Annotated in this window: 16 protein-coding genes; 9 read left to right on the top strand and 7 right to left on the bottom strand. The window is 67.4% G+C overall.

All coding sequences use genetic code 11. The annotated features are described in order from the left end of the window. Nucleotides 1–19: 19 nt before the first annotated feature. On the bottom strand, nucleotides 20–2008 hold the full coding sequence (locus tag DI624_RS09265) for a potassium transporter Kup (RefSeq protein WP_291537524.1): 1989 nt from the start codon (nucleotides 2006–2008) through the stop codon (nucleotides 20–22). 166 nt (nucleotides 2009–2174) lie between these two features. Here DI624_RS09265 and DI624_RS09260 point away from each other — a divergent pair, with 166 nt between their 5' ends. Continuing rightward, the gene (locus DI624_RS09260) at nucleotides 2175–2645 is read left to right on the top strand and encodes an Rrf2 family transcriptional regulator (RefSeq protein WP_291537523.1); all 471 of its coding nucleotides are present in this window, start codon (nucleotides 2175–2177) and stop codon (nucleotides 2643–2645) included. A 7-nt stretch (nucleotides 2646–2652) separates the two neighbouring features. Next, complete coding sequence (locus tag DI624_RS09255; protein ID WP_291537522.1) at nucleotides 2653–3450, top strand: SDR family oxidoreductase; 798 nt, start codon at nucleotides 2653–2655, stop codon at nucleotides 3448–3450. A 149-nt stretch (nucleotides 3451–3599) separates the two neighbouring features. Here the strand turns inward: DI624_RS09255 and lpdA are convergent, their stop codons facing one another. From lpdA to DI624_RS09230, 5 genes are read right to left on the bottom strand one after another with little or no spacing between them, the layout of a single operon-like run. Continuing rightward, nucleotides 3600–5024, bottom strand: coding sequence for a dihydrolipoyl dehydrogenase (gene lpdA / locus DI624_RS09250; RefSeq protein ID WP_291537520.1), 1425 nt, complete (start codon nucleotides 5022–5024; stop codon nucleotides 3600–3602). Then, complete coding sequence (locus DI624_RS09245) at nucleotides 5024–5458, bottom strand: hypothetical protein (RefSeq protein ID WP_291537519.1); 435 nt, start codon at nucleotides 5456–5458, stop codon at nucleotides 5024–5026. Before DI624_RS09245 ends, lpdA begins: the two co-directional genes overlap by 1 nt. A 3-nt stretch (nucleotides 5459–5461) precedes the next feature. Next, a complete protein-coding gene (locus DI624_RS09240) occupies nucleotides 5462–7177 on the bottom strand; it encodes a 2-oxo acid dehydrogenase subunit E2 (protein ID WP_291537518.1) in 1716 nt (571 codons plus the stop codon). A 1-nt stretch (nucleotide 7178) separates the two neighbouring features. Continuing rightward, nucleotides 7179–8261: an alpha-ketoacid dehydrogenase subunit beta gene (locus DI624_RS09235; RefSeq protein WP_367142105.1), complete on the bottom strand. Its 1083-nt coding sequence runs from the start codon at nucleotides 8259–8261 to the stop codon at nucleotides 7179–7181. Nucleotides 8262–8320: 59 nt separating this feature from the next. Further along, nucleotides 8321–9568: a thiamine pyrophosphate-dependent enzyme gene (locus DI624_RS09230; RefSeq protein ID WP_291537516.1), complete on the bottom strand. Its 1248-nt coding sequence runs from the start codon at nucleotides 9566–9568 to the stop codon at nucleotides 8321–8323. A 147-nt stretch (nucleotides 9569–9715) separates the two neighbouring features. Here DI624_RS09230 and DI624_RS09225 point away from each other — a divergent pair, with 147 nt between their 5' ends. From DI624_RS09225 to DI624_RS09205, 5 genes are all read left to right on the top strand, one after another. After that, nucleotides 9716–10204 carry an Lrp/AsnC family transcriptional regulator gene (locus DI624_RS09225; RefSeq protein WP_291537515.1) on the top strand — a complete coding sequence of 163 codons (489 nt, stop codon included), beginning with the start codon at nucleotides 9716–9718 and terminating at the stop codon, nucleotides 10202–10204. 37 nt (nucleotides 10205–10241) lie between these two features. Continuing rightward, nucleotides 10242–11180 carry a pirin family protein gene (locus tag DI624_RS09220; protein ID WP_291537513.1) on the top strand — a complete coding sequence of 313 codons (939 nt, stop codon included), beginning with the start codon at nucleotides 10242–10244 and terminating at the stop codon, nucleotides 11178–11180. A gap of 61 nt (nucleotides 11181–11241) precedes the next feature. Continuing rightward, complete coding sequence (locus tag DI624_RS09215; protein WP_291537511.1) at nucleotides 11242–12207, top strand: WD40 repeat domain-containing protein; 966 nt, start codon at nucleotides 11242–11244, stop codon at nucleotides 12205–12207. After that, nucleotides 12207–12911 (top strand): monofunctional biosynthetic peptidoglycan transglycosylase, encoded by a 705-nt coding sequence (mtgA, locus tag DI624_RS09210; protein WP_291537509.1) that lies wholly within the window; start codon nucleotides 12207–12209, stop codon nucleotides 12909–12911. The genes DI624_RS09215 and mtgA overlap by 1 nt, the downstream gene beginning before the upstream one ends. A gap of 125 nt (nucleotides 12912–13036) precedes the next feature. Next, a complete protein-coding gene (locus tag DI624_RS09205; RefSeq protein WP_291537508.1) occupies nucleotides 13037–14980 on the top strand; it encodes a ubiquitin-activating E1 FCCH domain-containing protein in 1944 nt (647 codons plus the stop codon). 4 nt (nucleotides 14981–14984) lie between these two features. Here the strand turns inward: DI624_RS09205 and DI624_RS09200 are convergent, their stop codons facing one another. Then, nucleotides 14985–15896: a 2-oxoglutarate and iron-dependent oxygenase domain-containing protein gene (locus DI624_RS09200; protein ID WP_291537571.1), complete on the bottom strand. Its 912-nt coding sequence runs from the start codon at nucleotides 15894–15896 to the stop codon at nucleotides 14985–14987. A 226-nt stretch (nucleotides 15897–16122) separates the two neighbouring features. Here DI624_RS09200 and DI624_RS09195 point away from each other — a divergent pair, with 226 nt between their 5' ends. Continuing rightward, a complete protein-coding gene (locus DI624_RS09195; RefSeq protein WP_291537506.1) occupies nucleotides 16123–16797 on the top strand; it encodes an OmpA family protein in 675 nt (224 codons plus the stop codon). A gap of 138 nt (nucleotides 16798–16935) precedes the next feature. After that, entirely contained in the window at nucleotides 16936–17109 is a 174-nt protein-coding gene (locus DI624_RS09190; RefSeq protein WP_291537503.1) for a hypothetical protein, read from the top strand. The last annotated feature ends 212 nt before the right edge of the window (nucleotides 17110–17321 follow it).

The following is a 17321-nucleotide window of genomic DNA, read 5'->3' as shown; positions in this document are numbered from 1 at the left end:
CCCGGCCGGGCGCCCGGCCTCATACGGCCACCTGCGCGCCCAGTTCGACCACGCGGCCGGGCGGGATGTGGAAGAAGTCGGTCGGATTGGCGGCGTTGCGCATCAGGAAAATGAACAGCCGATCCTGCCACAACGGCATGCCCTGCCGCGCCGAGGGGATCAGCGAGCGCCGGCCCAGGAAGAAGCTGGTCGACATGATGTCGAACTTCAGCCCCTGCTTGCGGCACAGGCCGAGCGCGCGGGGCACGTTCGGCGTCTCCATGAAGCCGTATGTCACCGTGACCTTCTTGAAGTCGTCGTTGATCGGCTCCATCCGCACGCGGTCGGCCTCCCTGACGCGCGGCCGCTCCGAGGTGCGCACCGTCAGGATGACGTTCTTCTCGTGCAGCACCTTGTTGTGCTTGAGATTGTGCATCAGGGCGACGGGGGCGACATCGGGGTCCGAGGTCAGGAAGATGGCCATGCCCGGCGCCCGGTGCGGCGGTCGCGCCTGCAGCATCTCGATCAGGTCGGTCAGCGGCAGGCTGTCCTTCCTCGTCTTGGCCGTCAGGATCTGGGTGCCGCGCACCCAGGTCCACATCACCACGACCAGCAGGGCGCCCAGCACCAGCGGCATCCAGGCGCCGTCGGGGATTTTCAGCAGGTTGGAGGTCAGGAAGACGCTGTCGATGAAGGCGAACGGGATCAATGTGCCGGCGACGGCCCACATCGGCCACTTCCAGCCCTTGCGGATGACCGAATAGGCCATCAGCGTATTGACCAGCATGGTGCCCGTCACGGCCACCCCATAGGCGGCGGTCAGATTGTGCGAGCTCTGGAACACCACCAGCAGCACCAGAACCCCGGTCATCAGGAAGGTGTTCACCGCCGGCACGAAGATCTGGCCGGCCTGGGTCTCGGAGGTGTTGCGGATGTCGATCCGCGGCAGCAGGCCCAGTTGCACCGCCTGCTGCGTCACGGAAAAGGCGCCGGTGATCACGGCCTGGGAGGCGATGACGGTCGCGGCGGTGGCCAGGATCAGCATCGGCCAATAGGCGGCCTGGGGCACCATGTTCCAGAACGGGTTCTCGGCCGCGGCGGGATTGTCCAGGATCAGGGCGCCCTGGCCCAGATAGTTCAGCGTCAGGCAGGGCAGGACGAAGGCCAGCCAACCCATTCGGATCGGCGCCTTTCCGAAATGACCCATGTCGGCGTAGAGGGCCTCGGCCCCCGTGACGGCCAGGAAGACGCTGCCCAGGATGACGAAGCCCAGAAAGCCGTCGTGCAGCAGCAGGCTGACCCCGTAATAGGGCGACAGAGCGCGCAGGATGGTGACGTCGTCGAAGATATGGACCAGGCCCAGCGCCCCCAGGCTGAGGAACCAGACCGCCGTGATCGGCCCGAAATACTTGGCCAGCTTGGCCGTGCCGCGCGACTGGACCAGGAACAGGGCGATCAGAATGCCGGCCGAGATCGGCACGATGAAGGGGTCCAGCCTGCCCGACACGCCGGGCGCGTCCTGCAGCCCCTCGACCGCCGACAGCACCGAAATGGCGGGCGTGATGATGCCGTCGCCATAGAAGAGCGCCGCGCCGCAGACGCCCAGGATGAAGATCCAGGCGCTGCGCCGCCCCACGGCGAACTGCGCCAGGGCCATCAGCGACAGGGTGCCGCCCTCGCCCTTGTTGTCCGCGCGCATCAGGAAGAAGACGTATTTGAACGTCACCACCACCATCAGCGCCCAGAAGGCCAGCGACACCACGCCGACGATGGCCAGGTCGCCGCCCACGCCGCGCTGGGCATGACCGATCGCCTCGCGCAGGGCGTACAGCGGGCTGGTGCCGATATCGCCGAACACCACGCCGATGGCGCCCAGGGTCAGCGCCCAAAGGCCGCCGTGCTTGGCGATCCCGCCCTGAACAGGGCCGCCCGGAACGTGGGATTCCGGGCCCGTAGCGTGGGTGGACGTGTCCGGCGTGTGCGACGCAGGCGAGGGAGCGCTCGCGTCGTGGGGAGTATCCCCGGCCATGCGTATCCTCCGGGGCGCCGACGCCAGTCGGTCCCTTCAAAGCGGCGAGCCTTTAGGCTCATTCCGCGCGGTCTTCAATCGCGCCCGGCAGGATTCGGTTTCGCCGCGCCGCCGCCGATTTGTGATTCGGCGCGCGAACGCCTATTTTCACCCTAGGAACAGAACCATGTCAGACAGCCAGCGCTTCCCCGTCGCCGCCCACGCCCTGGCCTATATGGCCCACAAGGGCGCCTATGGGCCTGCGCAGGCGGCGCCCAGCGGCGTCCTGGCCTCGTCCATTCCGACCAACCCCGTCGTCGTGCGGCGCGTGACCGCCCTTCTGGCCAAGGCCGGGCTGATCGCGACCCGGCCGGGCGCCACCGGCGGTTCGTGGCTGCTGCGTCGGCCGGAGGACATCCGACTGGACGAGGTGCTGAAGGCGGTCAACGGCTGCGCCCACATCGGCTCGCCCCCCGCCGGGGCCAAGGGCTGTCCGATCAGCGAACACATTCCCCGCCAGGTGGCCAAGGCCCTGACCGCCGCCGACGAGGCCGCGACCGAGGCCCTGTCCAAAATCACCATCGCCGACCTGCTGGCCGAGAACCCGCCGTCCCTGGCCGCCTTCACCGTCCATCCGTCCTGCCCCGTCGCGGCCTGAGACCGAAGTGCGCCGCACGGTCCTGATCACCGGCGCTTCGGCCGGGATCGGCGCGGCCCTGGCCCGGACCTACGCCGGCCGCGGCTGGAACCTGATACTGACAGCGCGGCGCGAGGCGCCCCTGAACGCCTTGGCCGAGGCGGCGGCGGCCGCTTACGGCGCGGCGACCGTCGTCATTCCCGAGGACCTGGCCGATCCGGCGGCGCCCGAGCGCCTGGTCGCCGACATCGCCGCGGGCGGCCTGGTCGTCGACGGCCTGGTCAACAATGCGGGCTTCAGCCGCGTCACCGGCTTTCTCGACACGGACCTGTCCGCCCATCGCGCCATGATCCAGGTCATGCTGACCGCGCCGGTCGAGCTTTCGCGCCTGTTTCTGCCCGGCATGGTGGAGCGCCGCTTCGGCCGGGTGCTGAACGTCGCCTCCCTGGCCGGCCAGATGCCCGCGACCGGCGGCGACACCCTGTATGGGCCGATCAAGAGCTTTTTGATCAAGGCGTCTCAGGGCCTGCATCTGGAGACGCAGGGGACCGGCGTCCACGTCACGGTGCTGAACCCCGGCTACACCCTGACGGAGTTCCACGACGTCAACGGCTCGCGCGAACAGGTCTCCAGCGCCTATCCGGCCTGGATGTGGATGGACGCCGCGCGCGTGGCCCGCATCGGCTACGACGCCTGCGAGGCCAACCGCCCCAGCGTCACCCCCGGCGTCATGAACAACGTCATGGCCGGACTGGCGCGCTTCCTGCCCGACGGCCTGGCGCTCCGCATGGTGGCGAACCACGCGAAGCGGCTGGAGCGGATCTGATCCCACCCGTCATCCCAGGGCTCGTCCCTGGGATCCAGATTCCCGGCGCCTGACGCCGGTGCAGACTGCGGACGCACCGGGAGTCTGGATCCTCGCCACAAGGGCGAGGATGACGACTTAAGGAATGGGGGCGACGCCCCCATACCGGATCAGATATGAATCGCGTGCCCCAGCGCCCGCAGCGACGCCTCGTGGAAGGCCTCGCCCAGGGTCGGGTGGACGTGGATCGTCCCGGCCACGTCTTCCAGCACCGCCCCCATCTCCAGCATCTGGGCGAAGCTGTTGGACAGTTCCGACACGTGCTGGCCCACCGCCTGGACCCCCAGGATGCGATGATCGGATTTGGACGCGATCACCCGCACGAAGCCGCCGTCCTCGCCCGCCTCGATGGCCAGGGCCCGGCCGATGGCGGCGAAGGGGAAGACGGCCTGGATCACGTCGTCGCGGCCTTCGACGTCGGATGGGCCCAGGCCCGCAGAGACGATCTCCGGCTCGGTGAAGCAGACGGCGGCGATGGCGACGGGATCGAAGATACGGTCGTGGCCGGCGATGATCTCGGCGACCATCTCGCCCTGGGCCGAACCCTTGTGCGCCAGCATCGGTTCGCCGGTCAGGTCGCCGACCGCCCAGACGTTCTTCATGCTGGTGGCGCAGCGCTGGTCGATCCTCACGAACGGGCCGGCCATGGCCACGCCCATGTTCTCCAGCCCCCAGCCCCGGGTGCGGGGACGGCGGCCCACCGTGACCAGCACCTTGTCCGCGTCCAGTTGCAGCGGCTCGCCGTCCTTGGTGGTGACGTTCAGCTTTCCGTCGCCGAAACCGCCCGCCCGGGCGCCGAGGTGCAGTTCGACCCCGTGCTTCTCCAGCCATTTGGCGACCGGATCGGTCAGGGCCTTGTCGTACAGCGGCAGGATGCGGTCGGCCATCTCGACGATGGCCACCTCGGCGCCCAGCTTGCGATAGGCGATGCCCAGCTCCAGCCCGATATAGCCGCCGCCGACCACGACCAGCTTCCTGGGCACTTCGGACAGGCTCAGCGCCTCGGTGGACGAAATGACGTCGCCGCCGAACGGCAGGAAGGGCAGTTCGACCGGCTCGGACCCCGTGGCCAGGATGACGTGTTCGGCGGTGATCTTCACATCGCCGTCGTCGGTTTTCACCACGCAGGTCTTGGCGTCCTCGAAGTTCGCCCAGCCCTTGACGACCTTGACCTTGGCCTTCTTCAGCAGGGCCGCGACCCCGGCGTTCAGCTTCTTGACGACGCCGTCCTTCCATTCGACCGTCTGCTTCAGGTCGATGGCGGGCGCCGCCGCCGTGACGCCCAGCGTCCCGCCGCCCTGCTCTCGATCTTTGGCCGCCTTGGCCACCGTCTCGAACTTGCCCGCCGCATGGATGATGGCCTTGGACGGAATGCAGCCGACGTTCAGGCAGGTTCCGCCTAGGCCTCCACCTTGGCCATCCCCGCCATCGACCAGGACCGTGTCGAGCCCCAACTGGCCGCAACGGATGCCCGCGACATAGCCGCCGGTGCCCGCGCCGATGATCAGGACTTTGGTTTTCAGGGTCTGGGTCATCAACGCTCGCAGAGTGGAAGAGGATGGGCCATCGCACGATCGTAGTCAGCGACTTCATCGCGATCAGGGTTCCGATTGCCCAAATAGGTTCGACGATCGACTTGGAAGGTGTCGATCTGCCCCGTCGTAAAAAAGTTTACGCAGCCGCGTCGTCCAACAAAATCCGTCTTCGACGCAGTGCATTCGATGCGCACTGTTACAGGGCGTCTGACTTGCGCGCCTCGAAGAACTCGGATCGGGCGAACAGTGGCGACGATCTCGTAATGGATATCGCCAAAGGGAGTCCACCAAACTGGCTGTTCGCGTCTAATCGTCTGGCGTTCTACCCGACCTGTAAAGACGCTCACTTGGCGCATGTCCAAATCCGTACAACGCAACGGTTCATCGCCAGCGATCAGCGACGTGATGGCGAACAGTGCAGCGACGGCCGACATTCATCACCCCATCCACAGCGTCGCCGGGTGTTCCAGCAGGCCCTTGATGCGCTGGACGAAGACCGCCGCGTCGTGGCCGTCGACGATGCGGTGATCGAAGCTGGAGGACAGATTCATCATCTTGCGCACGACCATCTGACCGTCCTGGACCACGACCCGTTCGGCGATCTTGTTGGGACCGACGATGGCGACCTCGGGGTGGTTGATGATCGGGGTATGGACGACCCCGCCCAGCGTGCCCAGCGAGGTGATGGTGATGGTCGAACCCGACAGTTCCTCGCGCTTGGCCGAACCGTCCTTGGCCGCGCCACTGACGCGGGCGATCTCCAGCGCCGTGTCATAGGGGTCGCGCGCCTCGGCGTGGCGGACCACCGGCACCATCAGGCCGTTCGGCGTCTGGGCGGCGATGCCCAGGTGCACGGCGGCGTGCTGGGTCAGGACGCCGGCCTCGTCGTCGTAGGTGGCGTTGATCTGCGGCTGGTCGCGCAGGGCCACCACGATGGCGCGGGCGATGAAGGGCAGGACGTTCAGCTTGGGCTGATCCTTGGACTTCGTCGCGTTCAGGTGGGCGCGCAGCTCTTCCACCGCCGTCATGTCGATCTCCTCGACATAGGTGATGTGCGGAATGCGGCGCACGCTCTCGGCCATCTTCTCCGCGATCTTGCGGCGCAGGCCGATGATCTTGACCTCGGTCGTCCCTTCGGCCGGGGCGTACAGCGAACCGCCGCCCGACGGCGCCGAAGCCGGAACCTGGCCGCCGCGCGCGATGAAGCCGTCCAGGTCCTCGTGCGTGATCCGGCCGGCCGGGCCGGAACCCGGCACGAAGGTCAGGTCCACGCCCAGGTCGCGGGCGCGGTTGCGCACGGCCGGAGAGGCGGACGGCCGCTCGCCCGGCGCACGTCCGGTCAGGGCCGGAACGGGCTTGGCCGGGGCCGTAGCCGAAGTCGTCGAAATCGTCGCCGGAGTCGTCGAAGTCGCAGCGGAATCCGTCGTCGAATTCTCCGCCGGATTCGGGGCCGGTTTCGGGGCCGGTTTGGGAGCAACGACCGGCGCCGCGACATTGCCCCGCCCCTCGACATCGAAGGCCGCCAGCGGCCCGCCGACCGGCACGGCCTTGCCCGCCTCGCCGTACAGGGCGACGACGGTTCCGGCGACCGGCGAGGTGATCTCGACCGTGGCCTTGTCCGTCATGACGTCGGCCAGGATCTGGTCTTCCTCCACCGCGTCCCCGACCTTGACGTGCCAGCCGACCAGCTCGGCCTCGGCGGTGCCTTCGCCCACGTCGGGCAGTTTGAAGACGTAGTTGCCGGCCGGCGTCGACGGCGCGTCGGAGCGCCCCTCCACCGCTTCGCGGTCCCCCTCCCCACGGGCGTGGGGAGGAGACGATGCGGCGACTGTCTCCTCCCCGCGCGAAGCGGGGGGAGGTGGCTCGGAGCGCAGCGGAGAGACGGAGGGGCTCTCTTCGGCATTCCCCGTCCCCTCGACCTCGAACTCCACCAGCGGACCGCGCACCGGCACCATGGCGCCGGGTTCGCCGTGCAGGGCCATGACCGTGCCCGACACCGGGGCGGTGATCTCGACCGTGGCCTTGTCGGTCATGACGTCGGCGACGATCTGGTCCTCGGCGACAACATCCCCGACCTTGACATGCCAGCCGACCAGTTCGGCCTCGGCGGTGCCTTCGCCCACGTCGGGCAGTTTGAAGACGAAACGACCCATCTTATCGACCCATCCCTGTTGCTTGGCCGGTCATGACGCTCTTCAAGGCGTCTGCGACCCGTTGCGGTCCGGGGAAATATTCCCATTCGAAAGCATGGGGATAGGGCGTGTCCCAGCCGGTGACGCGCGCGATGGGCGCCTCCAGCGAATAGAAGCAACGCTCCTGCACCAGGGCCGACAGCTCGCCGCCGAAGCCCGAGGTCTTGGGCGCCTCGTGAACGATGACGCAGCGGCCCGTTTTCTTGACGCTGGCCTCGATGGTTTCGATGTCCAGCGGGACCAGGGTGCGCAGGTCGATGACCTCGGCGTCCACGCCCGCGTGTTCGGCCCCGGCCAGGGCGACCCAGACCATGGTGCCATAGGCCAGGATGGTGACGTCGTTCCCTTCGCGCATCACGCGCGCCTTGCCGATGGGTTCGACGTATTTGCCGGTCGGGACCTGGGCCAGATCCTGCGCCTTCCACGGCGAGACCGGCTTCTCGTGCCAGCCGTCGAACGGGCCGTTGTAGAGGCGTTTCGGCTCGAAGAAGACGACCGGATCGTCGTCCTCGATGGCGGCGGTCAGCAGGCCCTTGGCGTCGTAGGGATTGGACGGGATGACGACCTTCAGGCCCGCGATATGGGTGAACAGACTTTCCGGCGACTGGCTGTGCGTCTGGCCGCCGAAGATTCCGCCGCCATAGGGGCTGCGGATCGTGATGGGCGAGGTGAACTGGCCGCCCGAGCGGTAGCGCATCTTGGCCGCCTCAGAGACGATCTGGTCGTAGGCCGGATAGATGTAGTCGGCGAACTGAATCTCCACGACGGGCCGCAGGCCATAGGCGCCCATGCCGATGGCGGCGGCGACGATGCCGCACTCGCTGATCGGGGCGTCGAAGCTGCGGGTCAGGCCGTGCTTCTGCTGCAGCTTGTCGGTGACGCGGAAGACCCCGCCGAAATAACCCGCGTCCTCGCCGAACGACAGGACGTCGGGGTCCTCGGCCATCTTGACGTCGATGGCCGAGTTCAGGGCCTGGATCATGTTCATCGGCTGGATGCCAGCGCCGGTCGCCTCGGAGGCCGGAGCGGCGTTCTGATCGACCATGTCCGGCTCGACGCCGTCGGTGCGGTCGGCCTCGGTGAAGGTGGATTGCTCAGCCATGATCAGACCCCCACCTCGCGGCGCTGTTCGACCAAGCGCCAGTCCTCGGTCGCATAGACCTCTTCGAACATCGTCTTCACGCTGGGGCGCGACTGGCCCAGGGTGCCGACGGCCTCGGCTTCCTTGCCGGCGGCCCGGACCTGTTCGACCGCCGCCTTCAGCGCGGCCGCATGGCGTTCGTCGTCCCATTCGCCGATGACGGTCAGGTGCTGGCGCAGCCGTTCCAGCGGATCGCCCAGCGGCCATTTCTCGTGCTCGTCGCCGGGGCGATATCGGCTGGGGTCGTCGGAGGTCGAGTGCGGGGCGCCACGATAGGTGAACAGTTCGATCACCGTCGCCCCCTGGTTCGACCGCGCGCGCTCCTCGGCCCACTGGGTCGCGGCCCAGACCGCCAGGAAGTCGTTGCCGTCGACCCGCAGCGCCGGCAGGCCGTAGCCGATGGCCTTGGAGGCGAAGGTCGTCTCCAGCCCGCCCGCGATGCCCTGGAAGGACGAAATGGCCCACTGGTTGTTGACGACGTTCAGGATGACCGGCGCGCGATAGACGCTGGCGAAGGTCAGGGCGTTGTGGAAGTCGCCTTCGGCCGTGGCCCCGTCGCCGATCCAGCTGATGGCGATCTTGTCGTCGCCCTTGTAGGCGCTGGCCATGGCCCAGCCGACCGCCTGGGGCACTTGCGTGCCCAGATTGCCCGAGATGGTGAAGAAGCCGTAGTCCTTGGCCGAATACATGATCGGCAGCTGGCGGCCTTTGATCGGGTCCGCCGCATTCGAATAGATCTGGTTCATCATCTCGACCAGCGGATAGCCGCGCGCGATCAGAAGCCCCTGCTGGCGATAGGTCGGAAAGCCCATGTCCTCGCGGCTGAGCAACATCCCTTGCGCCACCGCGATGGCCTCTTCGCCGGTGCACTTCATATAGAAGCTGGTCTTGCCCTGGCGGTGGGCGCGGTGCATCCGGTCGTCGAAGGCGCGGGTCAGGATCATGGCGTTCAGCCCGCGCCGCAGCGTCTCGGGATCCAGGCGCGGGTTCCAGGGGCCGACGGCCTGGCCCGCGTCGTCCAGGACGCGAATCAGGCGAAAGGCCAGATCGCGCATGGCGTAGGGGGTCGATCCGACCTCGGGCCGATCCACCGCGCCGGCCGGGTCCACCTGCAGATGGCTGAAGTCGGGCGCGTCGCCGGGCCGACCGGACGGTTCGGGCACGCGCAGCGACAAGGGCCGGCTGTTCTTCTTGCTCATTTTGTCGTTCATGCGGGCGTCCATGTCCGTTGGGGTCCGTCCGTGTTTCCTCTAGACGTTTGATAACACGGCCCCTAAGCAGGCGCTCGCTCAAATTGACCTTGCAAAATCCCGATTTCGGGTATTTTATTTCGCGATAATCATAATCGGAGAAACGCCTTGGCGGACGAACTCGATCCCATCGACGCCCGTATCCTGGATATCCTGCAACAAGACGCCGGGCTGTCGGTCGCCGAGGTGGCGGATCGCGTCGGGCTTTCGGCCTCGCCCTGCTGGCGGCGGATCAAGCGGCTGGAGGATTCCGGCCTGATCACCAAGCGCGTCACCCTGCTGAACGCCAAGCTGCTGGGCCTGGACTTCGAAGTCTACGCCATCGTCAAGCTGATGCTGCCGTCGTCCGAAAACTTGAACGTCTTCGAGGCCGCCGTGGCCAAATGGCCCGAAGTGGTGCAGTGCGCCACCATCACCGGCCGCGAGGACTATGTGCTGCGCATCATCACCGCCGACATGCACGCGTTCGACCTGTTCCTGCGCGAAAAGCTTCTGGCGCTGGGAATCGTCTCGGACTGCGAAAGCCACATCGTGACGCGCGGCGTGAAGAATGTGACCGCCCTGCCTCTTGGCATCGTCACGCCTCACGTCGGATAACGGCGCTCAGGCGGACGTTCGCCCTGGGAGCCGACACATGATCGAACTGGTGATCGAGGCGCGCCGCAAGGATCTGGGCGGGTTCGAGGTCGGGCGCGTCCTGCCCTTCCATTCGCGCCGGATGGTGGGGCCCTTCATCTTCCTGGACCAGATGGGACCGGCCGAGTTCGCGCCGGGCGCGACCGCCATCGACGTGCGCCCGCATCCGCATATCGGCCTGTCGACCCTGACCTATCTGTTCGAGGGTCGGATCATGCACCACGACAACCTGGGCTACGACCAGGCGATCCGGCCGGGCGAGGTCAACTGGATGACGGCCGGCAAGGGCATCGTCCACTCCGAACGCACCGACCCCCTGACCAAGAGCCGGGGCGGGCCGATGCACGGGATGCAGGCCTGGGTCGCCCTGCCGAGCGAGGCCGAGGAGATCGATCCGTCCTTCGTTCACCTGGGCGAGGACGCCCAGCCGACCTATGAGAACGGCGGCCTGTTCGCGCGGCTGGTCGCGGGCGAAGCCTATGGCGCCAGGGCCGACGCGCCGGTGTCCTCGCCGCTTTTCTACATCCATTGGGAGCTTCAGCCCGGCGTGCGCACCGCGCCGCCGGCCGCCAGGGGATCGGAGGGCGTGAACGAGCGCGCCCTCTATGTGGCCAAAGGGTCGATCGAGGTGGGAGACCGCGCCTTCCACGAGGGGCAGATGGTGGTGCTGTCGCCGGACGCCGAACCGACCGTCAAGGCCCTGACCCAGGCCACCGTCATGGTGCTGGGCGGAGAACCGGTGGGCGAGCGGCTGATCTGGTGGAACTTCGTCGCCTCCAGCCAGGCGCGGATCGACCAGGCCAAGGCCGACTGGAAGGCCGGCCGGATGAAGCTGCCCGACGCCGACGACCTGGAGTTCATCCCCCTGCCCGAAGAACCGGCCGCCGCCCAGCCCGCCCCCGCGCCGGTGGAGCCCAAGCCGACCGATCCGGTCTGAAACGACGAGGGCTTGTCTCCGCGATTTGCTCCAGAGGGCGCAACCCGCTAACGCCTGCGCCATGAACTTCGACTTCGACGCCCAAGTCACCGCCGCCCTGTTCGACAACACCGGCGCCGTTTTCGCCCTAGGCGACGGCTCGGTACGATTCGAGGACCGGACGCGGGTGGAGGCGCACGACGGGGCCGTGCTGTGCGCCTGCGTCCACCCCTCGGGCGAGGGCGTGATCACGGGCGGCGACGACGGAAAGGTGGTCTGGACCCGCCGCGATGAAGATCCGGTGGTGCTGGCCACGGCGAAAAACCAATGGATCGACGCCATCGACGCCTCGCCGGCCTCGGGCCTGATCGCCTTCTCCTTCGGCCGCACCTTGTCGGTGATCGACCCGGCCGACATGGGCTTTCGCCGCGACTTCGCCCATGAGCGGACCGTCTCGGGCGTCGCCTTCGATCCCAAAGGGCGGCGCATCGCGGCCTCCACCTATGGCGGGGCGGCGCTGTGGTACGCGCGGATCGAAAAGCAGCAGCCGGTCAAGCTGAGCTGGGCCGGCTCGCACACGGCCGTCGCCTTTTCGCCCGACGGCGCCTTCGTCGTCACCACCATGCAGGACAATCAGTTGCATGGCTGGCGCATCAAGGACGCCAAGAACCTGCGGATGGGCGGTTATCCGGCCAAGGTCCGGTCGATGGCCTTCCTGACGAATGGCCAGCTGATGGCGACCTCGGGCGCGCAAGGGGCGGTGCTGTGGCCCTTCGTCGGCGCGAACGGACCGATGGGGCGCGAGGCGACCGAGATCGGCTATGACGATACGACCCTGGTCAATCTGGTCTCGGCCCGCGCCGACCACGGCCTGCTGGCCGCCGGACTGATGGACGGTCGGGTCTGGGTCGCCCATCCGGCCGCGCAGGGGCTGAACTTCGTCAAGGCCGAGAAAGGGCCGGCCATCGTCGCCCTGTCGCTGAGCCCCGACGTGGACAAGGTCGCCTGGGCCGACGAGGACGGTCGCGCCGGGGTCATCCTCCTCTGATGCCGGCGACGGGGCGCAAGCGCGGACGCCGCCGCGTCGTGACGATCGTGCTGGCCGTCCTGGTCCTGTTCCCGATCGCCGGCGTGCTGGTCGTCGCCGTGGTTCCGCCCCCGCCCACCATTCTGATGCTGCGCCAGGCCCTGAGGGGCGAAGGGCTGGACTATCGGTGGCGCGGGCTGAACCGCATTTCGTCCAATCTGGTCGACGCCGCCATCGCCGCCGAGGACGCCCGGTTCTGCAGCCACCACGGCTTCGACATGGACGCGATCCAGAAGGCGCTGGACCACAACGCCGAGGGCGGGCGCATCCGCGGCGGATCGACCATCAGCCAGCAGACCGCAAAGAACGTCTTCCTGTGGCCCGGCCGCGACTGGGTCCGAAAGGGGCTGGAGGCCGGCTATACCGTCCTGATCGAAACGGTCTGGTCCAAGCGGCGGATCATGGAGGTCTATCTGAACGTGGTGGAATGGGCGCCCGGCGTCTATGGCGCCCAGGCCGCCGCCCGCCATTGGTTCGGCAAGGACGCCGAAGACCTGACCCCGCGCGAGGCCGCGCGCCTGGCCGCCATCCTGCCTGCGCCGCGCCGCTATCAGGCCGCCGCGCCCGGCCCCTATGTGCGGCGACGGGCGGCCCGCATCCAGGCGGCGATGGGGACGGTGCGGGGCCAGGGCCTGGACGCCTGCGTCGTGGGCCGCAGGGGCTGAACCCGCGCCGTTGAACGGCCCGGGGGGTCAGACGGGGTTAACCCTTCCCCTTGAGCCTTCCCTTAACCGCCGCGCGCCATACTGTCGGCCAATCGGGCGTAATCGGGCGGTCGGGGCCCATGGGGATGAACTTGGCCAACGCTTCCACACTGGTCGGCAGAACCGTTCGGGGCTTGCGGGCGCTTGCGGCGCGTCTCGCGTCGGATCGCGGCGGCAATGTCGTGATGATCTTCGCCCTGGTCATGCCGGCCCTGATCATGATCACCCTGGGCGGGATCGACCTGAACCGGATCACCACGGTCAAGGCCCGGGTTCAGGACGCCCTCGACGCCGCCGCCCTGGCCGCCGCCCGGTCCTCCTATACCGACGCCGACGACCTGAGGACGGTGGCCATGGTGGCGCTGCGGGCCAATCTGCGCGGCGCCTCGGTCGAGCCGTTCAGCGATGCGGACCTGAAAATCGAACTGACCGCCAATCAGGTGGTGGTCGCCGATCTGAAGGTTCAGGTGAAGACGCTGGTCGCCAACATCGTCCTGCCGCCCTACGGCAAGCTCATGGACGACACCCTGCCGGTCAATGTCCACTCCGAAGTCAACCGCTCCTCCAAGGACATCGAGGTCGCCCTGGTGCTGGATATCACGGGGTCCATGGCCGGCTCGCGCCTGACCAGCCTGAAGGACGCGGCTCGTCAGCTCGCCACCATCGTCGTGCAGGACCGACAATCCCCCTACTATTCGCGCATGGCGGTCATTCCCTACTCCACGGGGGTCAATCTAGGCGATATGGCCAGCGACGCCCGTGGCCCCGCCATCCAGTCCACGGCCATCACCAAAGCAGACTGGTCGACCGGCGCGGCCCGGTCGATCACCGCCATCTCCAGGGCGAACAAGGGCTACGTCACCTCTTCCAATCACGGGTTCAAGGTCGGCGACTTCATCTGGATCGACGGCGTGAAAGGCATGACGCAGATCAACGCCAAGCCTTATCGCGTCGCCGACGCTTCGACCGACGCCTTCTCATTGCAGTCCTGGAACGGCTCCTACTGGGCGGACGTCAGCACATCGAGCTACAAGACCTATTCTTCGTCGGGAACGGCGTATGGCTGCAAGCTGTCGGACTGCACGATCGTCGTCACGTCGCCCAATCACGGACTTTCGGCGACGGACCCGGCGACAGGCGCTCAATCGGGCGTGCGCATCACCGACGTGATCGGCATGTCGAAGATCAACGCCACGAGGGATACCGACTATTGGCTGATATCCAATGTCACCCGGGACACTTTCTCGATCGGCCTGGTCGGGCCCACCGCCGGAACCTATGCGTCGGGCGGCAAGGTCTGGTGCGGCGACGACGGGTGCCAATGGCGCATCTATCGCAACGTGTCGGGGGCGATGAAGGTCTATCCGATCAGCGACTGCGTGAGCGAACGGGCGGGTCCGCACCAAAACGACGACACTCGTCCATCCGTCGCCTATGTTGGGCGATTCTATCCGAACCAGGCCGGCTCGAACAAATGCACCGCTTCGCCGCTGCTGCCGCTGACCGACGACAGAGCGGAGATCAACAAGCTCATCGGCCCGGTCAATGCGCCCAGCCAAGGCTTCCAGGCCGCCGGCTACACCGCCGCACAGATCGGACTGGCGTGGGGCTGGTATTCGGTTTCCCCAGAATTCAACGCGTTGTGGAGCGCCTACCCGGCCGCAGCCTACGATCCAAACAAGACCTTGAAGGCCGTGATCCTGATGACGGATGGCGAGTTCAACGCGCCCTATTGTTCCGGCGTGCTTGGTCGGGACGCCTCGATCGGCGGTTCGGATCGCGCGGACTGCGCCGCGACCAACGGCGAACCCTACGGTCAGGCCAGGGCGCTCTGCACAGCCATAAAGGGCAAGAACATCATCCTCTACACCGTCGGCTTTCAGGTCTCCGCCAACAGCTCCGCCGGCAGATTCCTGAAGGATTGCGCCACGACCCCCGCGAACTTCTTTCTTCCCGCCAGCGGGGCCGACCTAACGGAATCGTTCAAGGCCATCGGCCGCGACATCACCCGGCTGAGGATTTCGCGCTGATCGGTCAGAGCAGGCGAATCTCGCGCAGGCGTTCCGTCAGGTAGTCCTCGGCCAAAATGGTCTTGCCGGCGTAGCGGTCGGGATTGTCCGGCGCGATGGCGCTGGGCAGGGTCTCGATCGGAAAGTCCGGGTTGAAGTGCAGGAAGAAGGGCGTCGAATAGCGGGCGAATCCCCGCCGTTCGGGCGCGGGATTGACCACGCGGTGGGTCGTCGACGGCAGGACGTGGTTGGTCAGGCGCTGCAGCATGTCGCCGATATTGACCACCAGGGCGCCGGGCGGCGGGGCGATGTCCAGCCAGCCGCCGTCCTTCTCCTGAAGCTGAAGGCCCGCCTCCTCGGCGCCCAGCAGCAGGGTGATGACGTTGATGTCCTCGTGGGCGCCGGCGCGCACGCCGGGCGCATCGGCCGGCACCGGTGGGTAGTGCAGCATCCGCAGCACGCTGTTGCCCATCTCGACCTTGTCGGCGAAAAAGTCGTCGCCCAGCTTCAGATAGCGGGCGATGGCGCGCAGGATCCTGGCGCCCAGGGCGTCCAGGTCCTCGAACATGCCGTAAAGGTGCTCGCGGAAACCCTCGACCTCGGTCGGCCAGACGTTGTCGCGCATATAGCGACGATAGGGGTGGCCTTCGGGCAACTCGCGCCCGACGTGCCAGAACTCCTTCAGATCCACGGTCTTGGAGTCCTTGGCCGCCTCGACCCCGAACGGGGTCAGGCCCCGCGCCCCGCCCGTGCCGGGCTGATGATATTTGCGCTTCACATCCTCAGGCAGGGCGAAGAAGGCCTTGGCGTCGTCGAGCGCGGCCGCGATGCGCGCCTCGTCCAGACCATGGTCGGCCACCACGGCGAAGCCGAAGCGCGAGAAGGAGGCGCCCAGGGCGTCGCTGAACGCCTGGAAGTCGGCGTCGTACAGTTTCATCGAGACCGGCGTGATGGCGCGGTTCTGCGGGCGGTTGTCTTCGGTCGCGCTCACGGCGTCGTCCTTGGTCTGGGGATGGGCGGCGTTCCCCTTACGCCTAATCCGCATGGTTGTCAGTTCGCCGAAGACGCCGACGTATCGCCCGTTCATCCGGCATACAGGTTGGAACCTTCACAGTAAGGATACGTTTTCGCGCCAGATCGCAAAATACGAAAAGGACCCCTCCATGCGCGCCAAATTCATCGTCGCCAGCGTCTCGATCGCCGCCCTGCTCGGCGCGGCCGCCTGCACCACCACCGACCCCTACCGCTCCGGCCCCGTGCGCAACAACACCGGCACCGGCGCCATCGCCGGCGCCCTGGGCGGCGCCTTGCTGGGTTATCTGACCAACACCTCGAACGGCGAACAGGGCCGAAAGAACGCCCTGATCGGCGCCGGGGTCGGCGCGCTCGGCGGCGCGGCCGTGGGCCAGTATATGGATCGTCAGCAGCGGGCGATGGAATCCCAGTTGTCCGGCTCGGGCGTCGGCGTCGCGCGTCAGGGCGACACCCTGGTCCTGCGCATGCCATCGGACGTGACCTTTGCGACCAATCAGTCGTCGATCGACCCGCGCTTCCTGCCCGTCTTGCAGGATGTGGCGCGCGTGCTTCAGCAATATGACCAGTCCACCGTCGATGTGATCGGCCACACCGATTCCTCGGGCGGCGACGCGATCAACCAGCCCCTGTCCGAAGCGCGCGCCAGCAGCGTCGCCGCCGAACTGGTCCGCAACGGCGTCCTGGCCCAGCGCCTCTATGTCGCCGGCGAGAGCTCGCGCAAGCCGGTGGCGTCCAACGCCACGGCCGAAGGCAAGGCGATGAACCGCCGTGTGGAAATCCTGATCCGTCCGTTCACCGGCTGATCACGGCCCCATCGGCGAGGATGGCAGGGCGGCGTCGAAGAGGCGTCGCCCTTTTTGCCGCCCGGCGATCGGGTTCGCGGCTTGCATGGCGCCGCGCATCGGGGCTAGGCCGGTCGCAGCCCTCTTTGGAGCGAGGCCGTGCCGCCGGAAGACCGGGACCTTGAACAAGGCTTGAAGCTGGCCGTGGTCGCCGTGGTCTGCGCCATCCTGACGGCCACTCTGGTCATCGCCGTCGGCGGAGCTTTGCTGGGACGACCGCCGCCCGACGCCGAGTCCGTGGAGACGCCGGCCGCCCTCGCCCCGGAATCCTGAGGCTTCCGCGCAAACGGAAACGCCGCCTCCTTTCGGAAGCGGCGTCAAGGTCTGTCGACATCTGATCCCTGGTCTGCCGGTCTGGTTTGTCCAGACCGGCTTTCCGTCGGGTCTTAGAAGTTGATGTCGATGGTCGCGCGGCGGTTGAGCGGTTCGCGCACGCCGTCGGCGGTGGGCTTGGCCAGGTTGGTTTCGCCCTTGCCGTCCAGGGC

Source organism: Brevundimonas sp., assembly GCF_003248455.1.
GTDB lineage: Bacteria > Pseudomonadota > Alphaproteobacteria > Caulobacterales > Caulobacteraceae > Brevundimonas.
This window is presented reverse-complemented; position numbering and strand designations above follow the sequence as displayed.